We start from the raw sequence: 5462 nt of genomic DNA, 5'->3' as shown, positions 1-5462 counted from the left end.
GCCAACAAGCGCGACATGCCCTACCAATCCCTGATCAAGGCGTGGCTGGCGGACGACGTGGACGAAGCCCGCAAAAAGGGCTAACGGCGACGACAGCGGATGAGCGTGTGGCATCCGTGGATTTCACCGAGCATGACCTGGTGGTCAGCTTGATGGATGGTCGACGGATTTCGGTTCCGCTCGAGTGGTACCCGCGTCCGGCCCACGCAATGCTCCCGCAGCTTCGTATCTGGGACGAGAAGAAGAGGACACCCATGATCTTCTGGACGGCCAGAGGCGGCCGGGCTAGGTCTTTGGGTGATTGCATGGACCAAGGAGGGTCCTGATGATGCGAGCCAGGAAGGAGCTCGTCTCGGCGTTAAAAACCGTCGGTTAGCGTGGTCCGACCCGGGTCTCTCCACGTGCGTTGCCCCGGTTCCCCGATGGGCGTTTCACCCGGTGAAGATCTTGTAGAACAGGACCAGCCCGATGCCTGTGCAGCTGATCACCGTGAGCCAGTAGGCCCCGGGTCTTTCGTTGCGCTCGATTTCCTGGTTCTCGGTTTCCCAGTTGCCCGGGGTCCATGCGCCGTTGAGCACGCGCCCCTTTATCAGGCCCCCGAGACCGACATAGAGCAGCCACAGGCCCGCGAGAGCCATCAATAGTTCATTCATGGTAACCCTCCTCCTTTCAGGCCCGTTTCCCGTCGGCTTTCTCTGGTTCGATGACGCTACTACGCTTGCCGAGCATTGCAAGTGCTCATCACTGGATAAGGCGGTCGGACCTCGCTCACGGTCGGGGAAACAGAAGGAAACCGGTCGAGAAAGGGCGCAATTCGTGCTCTAAGCGGTCACTTCGGCTATCAAAGGAGCGTCCCAGGCAAGGAAGCCATGCCACGGGCGAATCGCCATCACCGCTGGGCCAGACCCGGTTAGCATGCACAGGGTCAATTCGCTCGCCGCGCCAGGAGGTCCATCACCGCGCGGACAAGCTGCCACTGGCCGATGAGCCCCACGCCTTGGGGATCGATGTGGGAAAAGCCATGGATCAGGTGCAGGTCGGTCTCGCCGATGCCACGGGCGAGGCGCTCGCTTTCGGTGTGCGGGATCATGGGGTCGGCCCGCCCGTGGATCAGGATGGCGCCCCTGGAAAGATGCGAGAGGTCGCGGTCAGCGAAGGACAGCAGCTCGATGGCCTCCTGTGCGCTGGCCGGCAGAACATCCAGGAGCTGCGGCACGCGCTCCTTGTCATCGTTCAGCATTAACGCCAACAGGCTTCGCCCCGCGTCCCCGAGATCATCGGCCACGTCGGCGATGGGCGCGTGAGGATCGGCCATGCGCCGGTGGGCAATTTCTTCGAGCATCGTGCGATCCTCGTGGTCATCGAGGACGTGCAGATTGCCGCGCAGGAAGATCCACTTCGCCAGCGGGTCGGGAGCCCGCGTCTGCCAGCGGTCCGATCCGGGCTCCTGGTAGGCCCCTGTAGTGGAGAAGGTAATCACGTTCTCCGTGTCGTAGTAGCCGCCGATCCCGACCAGGAAGTCGATGGCTTCTTCCCCCTCCGGGGTCAGCGTCGCCAGGATCGCCAGGCCCACGGCATACGAGATCGCCGCGACGCCCACGTCCTGTTCATCCGGCGCGCGCTCCACCTCCAGACGGGAGAGAAGGGCGGCGGCATCACGGATCGCAGTGGCATCCTCGCGGCGGACGCTGAGGTCTTTCGTGCCCTGCAGGTCGGGTACCAGCACCAGGAAGCGGGCGCGCGCCAGCGTATTGGCAAGCTGCACCAGCCGGCGGTCGTCCTTGCCCTGCGGCGTGAAGCCCGGCACGAGGACGATGCGGGCCCCCACATCCTGCCGGGGGTGGTAGAGGTCGGCCGCGATGTCGCCTGCGTCCGTCTCGAGCGTCAGCGTCTCGCGCGCGGGCTCGGGCGTGCGGTCCTTCAGCGTGCTCGTTCCCGCCCCGGCCTCGATGTCCTGGAGCACGCGCGTGGCCTCCCAGCTGTGGGCACCGATGTAGCCGGCAAGCAGCAGGAGGCCCAACAACACAGCAGCGATGCGAAGCATGCGCTTCTCCCGAACAGCGAACACCGACGATTATGGTTGATGTGAGCGAACGGGGTTCGGGGGTCGGCTGCAAGACCCAATGAGGACAGCCACGATGTTTCGAGTGTTTGAAACCGCACGGACGCCCGCCTCGCATCCGCCTATCGTGGCGGGGTAGAAGGGTACGTGCGTGGTTTTCTGCCCGGTCTGTCGGAGGCGGGCCGGCGAAGTTTCAGGGGGCGAAGGCTTTCCGGATGCGATCTGGCATCGAGGCCGGAAGGCGCATCGAACGTTACGTCTCGGGCGCGTCGCAGTGCGCGGGATGATAGTCGGAAGGAAGGAGCGAGATGATGGCCAGTGATAACTTCCCGACCGTGGATTGGCAGGACGGACAGAACGCGGACCGGGTGAAGTTCCAGGTCAGGCACGAGGAGCCGGTGATCCTGAAGATGCCAGCGGGCATGAACTGGACGGTGAACGGCAGCGAGTTCGAATGCACCGCGGACCCGGACAAGGGGATGCTATGCGACTGTGAAGGCGGTCTCTTGCGGAAGCTGGCGGATCTGAACGGCATGCCTGAGCTGAACGAGATCGCGGACGCCTGCGAATATTCGAGCTCACGTGTGGATGTCGACCCCGCCGGCGGGCGCATCATCATCCACGACTGACCTGCCTGGGAGCGACAGAGAATCGGATACGCATGATCTTCCGGGCGCCATAAACCCCAGCGGGCTCCTGGTCCCCGACCCTGCGCCGGTCACCGCTCGCGTTGAACTGCCCGTGATTCGCGACGAGGGCGAAAAAATGGACCAGACAGAGCCGATGACGAAGATGAGTTGGCGCCGATTTGCGTTGATGATCGCAACGTCGACAATCATCATGTTCTTCTTGATGTATCAGCTTGTTTACTCGTTCGACCACGCCAGCTTCAGCTTGAACCGTCTGATCGCCTCTTTGCTTATGGGGTGCGTCATGACCGTGGTCATGCTGTCTTTCATGTGGTCGATGTACAGGGGTATGGGAATGAAGATCGCGGTTCTGGTCGTGGCCGCGCTGTTAGGCGTACTTTTGCTTTCCGCCAATAGAAGCCAGTGGTTCATCGGGGATTCCGAGTTCATGGAGTCGATGATTCCCCATCACTCCATTGCCATCAACAACTCGCGGAAGGCGAGTATTCGCGATCCTCGTGTCCGCGAGCTGGCGGACCAGATTATCGAGGCACAGGTACGCGAAATCGCCCTGATGAATCGCCTCCTAGAGGATATAGCCCGGAATGGAGAGCGGGGGGAGGCGAAGCTCCCCCCTCGTTCCACCGAGATGTCGCCCGAAATGGAGCGCAGGGTCGAAGAAGCAGTGCAGTGAACCCGACCATGAGGCCAATCGTGACCTTCTACCGGGTAGAGCCCTGGGAGATGCCGATTCAGGCATCCGGAGGCTATGGGGTCAGATCGTGCCTTTTGCCTTATGCCGAGACCCGGCACGATCAGAAGGCAAGGTATGGCCCGACGTCTGTCGGCTCCGGAAGCCGCTCGCGAACACAGTTTGGCTGAGGCCTGTCGATGACTCATCGGGTAAAATGCGGACGCCTCTTTGATAGGAGACGGAATGCACAGCCTTGTAATAGAAAGGGACTCCGGCTATGCGGACAGAGCCAGGAAATACAAGATTTACTGCAATTCGAAGGAGATTGGCAAGATCGGAAATGGTGAGTCTGCCAGTTTTGAGCTGCCAGTGGGGCGCCATGAAGTCCACTTCAGGATCGACTGGGCGCGGTCAAACAAGATCGTAATTGATGCCAAGGATAATGAAACCAGCATGATCACCGTAGGGTCCAGCCTTCGAGGCTGGAGACTTGCGCTTGCAGCGTTGTACATCGTGTTCATGCCTCACAAGTACTTGTGGGCACGACTTCAGAACGCTGGATGAAGAGGCCACGTCTGGATTCGTGACGGCCAGGACGGGCCGTGTGGTGGTCAGGCGATTTCGGACATCTCGACAGGGTTCATAAGGCACGGCCTGAGCGCGGTGGCCCATACCCGTATCCCAACCGCGCTGGCACAAGCGATACCTTCTCCGGGAATGGAGGGGCACGCGGATGCGGGAAGTCCCGTACGAAAACGGGTATGGTCCGGCGGGGGTGGCGGGCAATGTGGCCCGGCACATGGACAGGGAGACGGACACATGACGCGTACCATCATGCTCGGGGTCACCGGCGTACTCACCGGCGGCCTGCTACTCGCCTCGGCCGCCGTGGCGGAACCGAACTGGAAGGCCTCGCCGACCTATGCAACGGTGAATCTCGCCACTGGCTTCGTGCCCGACCCGTGGACGCAACAGCTGTCCGCCGGTGGCTCGACGGAAGTGGGGGGTGGACTTGCGCCCGGGTGCAGGGGCCGTATCCACGAGGCGGCCCCGGATGTGGACCTCAATTACGAGGCGGGGGGAAGTCACTTGTTCGTCCATGTCGAGTCAAAGGTGGACACCTCGCTGGTGATCTTTGGACCGGACGGCCGGTGGTATTGCAACGACGACTTCGCGTCTCTGGACCCCGTGGTGGTGTTCCATAATCCCCGTTCGGGTAACTACAACATCTGGGTCGGTGTGGTCGGCGATGCGGAGCTTGCGGACGCGGAGCTCAGGATTACTGAAATGAATCCACTCGACTGGCGCTGATTGCGCTTCGGCTGTGGGTAGGTTCGCCCGCGCGCCCCTCCTTCCTCCTCCCCCGGAGAGACGGCAGGAGGCGGGCCCAGGGGCTACCTCTGCATTGGGCTGTTGGGGCCTTTTCAGTCGCCTGTTGGTCAGATGCGCCCCGGAGATTGGCAACCCTGTGACCCGCCGGCGAGCTCGTGGACGGCAGTTATCGCGGAAGCCGCAGTGCTTGAAGGGGAGTCGAGTCGACGACGACCCGGTTGCGACCCTGTTGTTTGGCGGTGCTCAGCGCGTTGTCGGCGCGGGTTAGCAGCACGTCCAGCGATTTCTCCTGGCCGGCTGCACGGCTCGCAATGCCAATGGAAACGGTGAGCGGGATGGGGCCATGGCCCGAGCCGTCATCGGGTAGCGGCTGTTGTTCGATGCGGGCGCGCAGCTGGTTGGCTACACGCTCGGCATCCCGCGGGCCGGTGCCCTGCAGCCAGACAAGAAACTCCTCGCCGCCGTGTCGGGTCACGAGGTCGCTTTGCCGGAGGGATGATTGCAGCAGCCGTGCGACATGGGTCAGGGCGCGATCGCCGACGTCATGGCCGTGCTTGTCGTTGATCCGCTTGAAGTGGTCGATATCGATGAACAGCACGCTGGCGGGATGGCCGGTGCGGTCGGCCGTGGCCAACTCGCGCGGGGCGACCTCGAAGAAGTAGCGCCGGTTGCCCAGTCCGGTCAGATGATCCCGGGAGGCTTGTCGGGACAATTCGATGCGCGTCTGGTACAGGCGCCAGTACAG

Annotated in this window: 7 protein-coding genes and 1 pseudogene; 5 read left to right on the top strand and 3 right to left on the bottom strand. The window is 62.4% G+C overall.

Features of this window, described 5'->3' with window-relative positions:
• Positions 1–107 precede the first annotated feature (107 nt).
• Positions 108–266 (top strand): annotated as a pseudogene (locus ACESLR_RS11425) (DUF2442 domain-containing protein); the annotation flags it as partial.
• A 165-nt stretch (positions 267–431) separates the two neighbouring features.
• On the opposite strand, the gene ACESLR_RS11420 reads toward ACESLR_RS11425, so the two are convergent.
• Positions 432–653: a hypothetical protein gene (locus tag ACESLR_RS11420; protein ID WP_373024542.1), complete on the bottom strand. Its 222-nt coding sequence runs from the start codon at positions 651–653 to the stop codon at positions 432–434.
• Positions 654–925: 272 nt separating this feature from the next.
• Positions 926–2044: an RNA methyltransferase gene (locus ACESLR_RS11415; RefSeq protein WP_373024543.1), complete on the bottom strand. Its 1119-nt coding sequence runs from the start codon at positions 2042–2044 to the stop codon at positions 926–928.
• A gap of 326 nt (positions 2045–2370) precedes the next feature.
• On the opposite strand from ACESLR_RS11415, the gene ACESLR_RS11410 reads away from it, so the two are divergent.
• The 4 genes from ACESLR_RS11410 to ACESLR_RS11395 all read left to right on the top strand — a co-directional run bounded on the left by ACESLR_RS11410 (position 2371) and on the right by ACESLR_RS11395 (position 4696).
• The gene (locus tag ACESLR_RS11410) at positions 2371–2691 is read left to right on the top strand and encodes a hypothetical protein (protein WP_373024544.1); all 321 of its coding nucleotides are present in this window, start codon (positions 2371–2373) and stop codon (positions 2689–2691) included.
• A gap of 136 nt (positions 2692–2827) precedes the next feature.
• Complete coding sequence (locus tag ACESLR_RS11405; protein ID WP_373067470.1) at positions 2828–3385, top strand: DUF305 domain-containing protein; 558 nt, start codon at positions 2828–2830, stop codon at positions 3383–3385.
• Positions 3386–3628: 243 nt separating this feature from the next.
• The gene (locus ACESLR_RS11400) at positions 3629–3949 is read left to right on the top strand and encodes a hypothetical protein (RefSeq protein ID WP_373024547.1); all 321 of its coding nucleotides are present in this window, start codon (positions 3629–3631) and stop codon (positions 3947–3949) included.
• Positions 3950–4204: 255 nt separating this feature from the next.
• Positions 4205–4696: a hypothetical protein gene (locus tag ACESLR_RS11395; RefSeq protein ID WP_373024548.1), complete on the top strand. Its 492-nt coding sequence runs from the start codon at positions 4205–4207 to the stop codon at positions 4694–4696.
• Between the two features lie 187 nt (positions 4697–4883).
• On the opposite strand, the gene ACESLR_RS11390 is transcribed toward ACESLR_RS11395, so the two are convergent.
• Positions 4884–5462 (bottom strand): GGDEF domain-containing protein (locus tag ACESLR_RS11390; protein WP_373067464.1); only part of this gene is annotated, 579 nt, incomplete at its 5' end.

Source organism: Thioalkalivibrio sp. (genome assembly GCF_041685615.1).
Classification (GTDB): domain Bacteria; phylum Pseudomonadota; class Gammaproteobacteria; order Ectothiorhodospirales; family Ectothiorhodospiraceae; genus Thioalkalivibrio.
Note: the sequence above shows the minus strand (reverse complement) of the source record. Positions and strands in the feature narration are given on the sequence as shown.

Excerpts from the sequence above, each read along its gene's own strand:
- ACESLR_RS11400 (WP_373024547.1), top strand. The coding sequence starts at position 3,629 with ATGCACAGCCTTGTAATAGAAAGGGACTCCGGCTATGCGGACAGAGCC.
- ACESLR_RS11415 (WP_373024543.1), bottom strand. The coding sequence starts at position 2,044 with ATGCTTCGCATCGCTGCTGTGTTGTTGGGCCTCCTGCTGCTTGCCGGC.
- ACESLR_RS11395 (WP_373024548.1), top strand. The coding sequence starts at position 4,205 with ATGACGCGTACCATCATGCTCGGGGTCACCGGCGTACTCACCGGCGGC.
- ACESLR_RS11405 (WP_373067470.1), top strand. The coding sequence starts at position 2,828 with ATGGACCAGACAGAGCCGATGACGAAGATGAGTTGGCGCCGATTTGCG.
- ACESLR_RS11420 (WP_373024542.1), bottom strand. The coding sequence starts at position 653 with ATGAATGAACTATTGATGGCTCTCGCGGGCCTGTGGCTGCTCTATGTC.
- ACESLR_RS11410 (WP_373024544.1), top strand. The coding sequence starts at position 2,371 with ATGATGGCCAGTGATAACTTCCCGACCGTGGATTGGCAGGACGGACAG.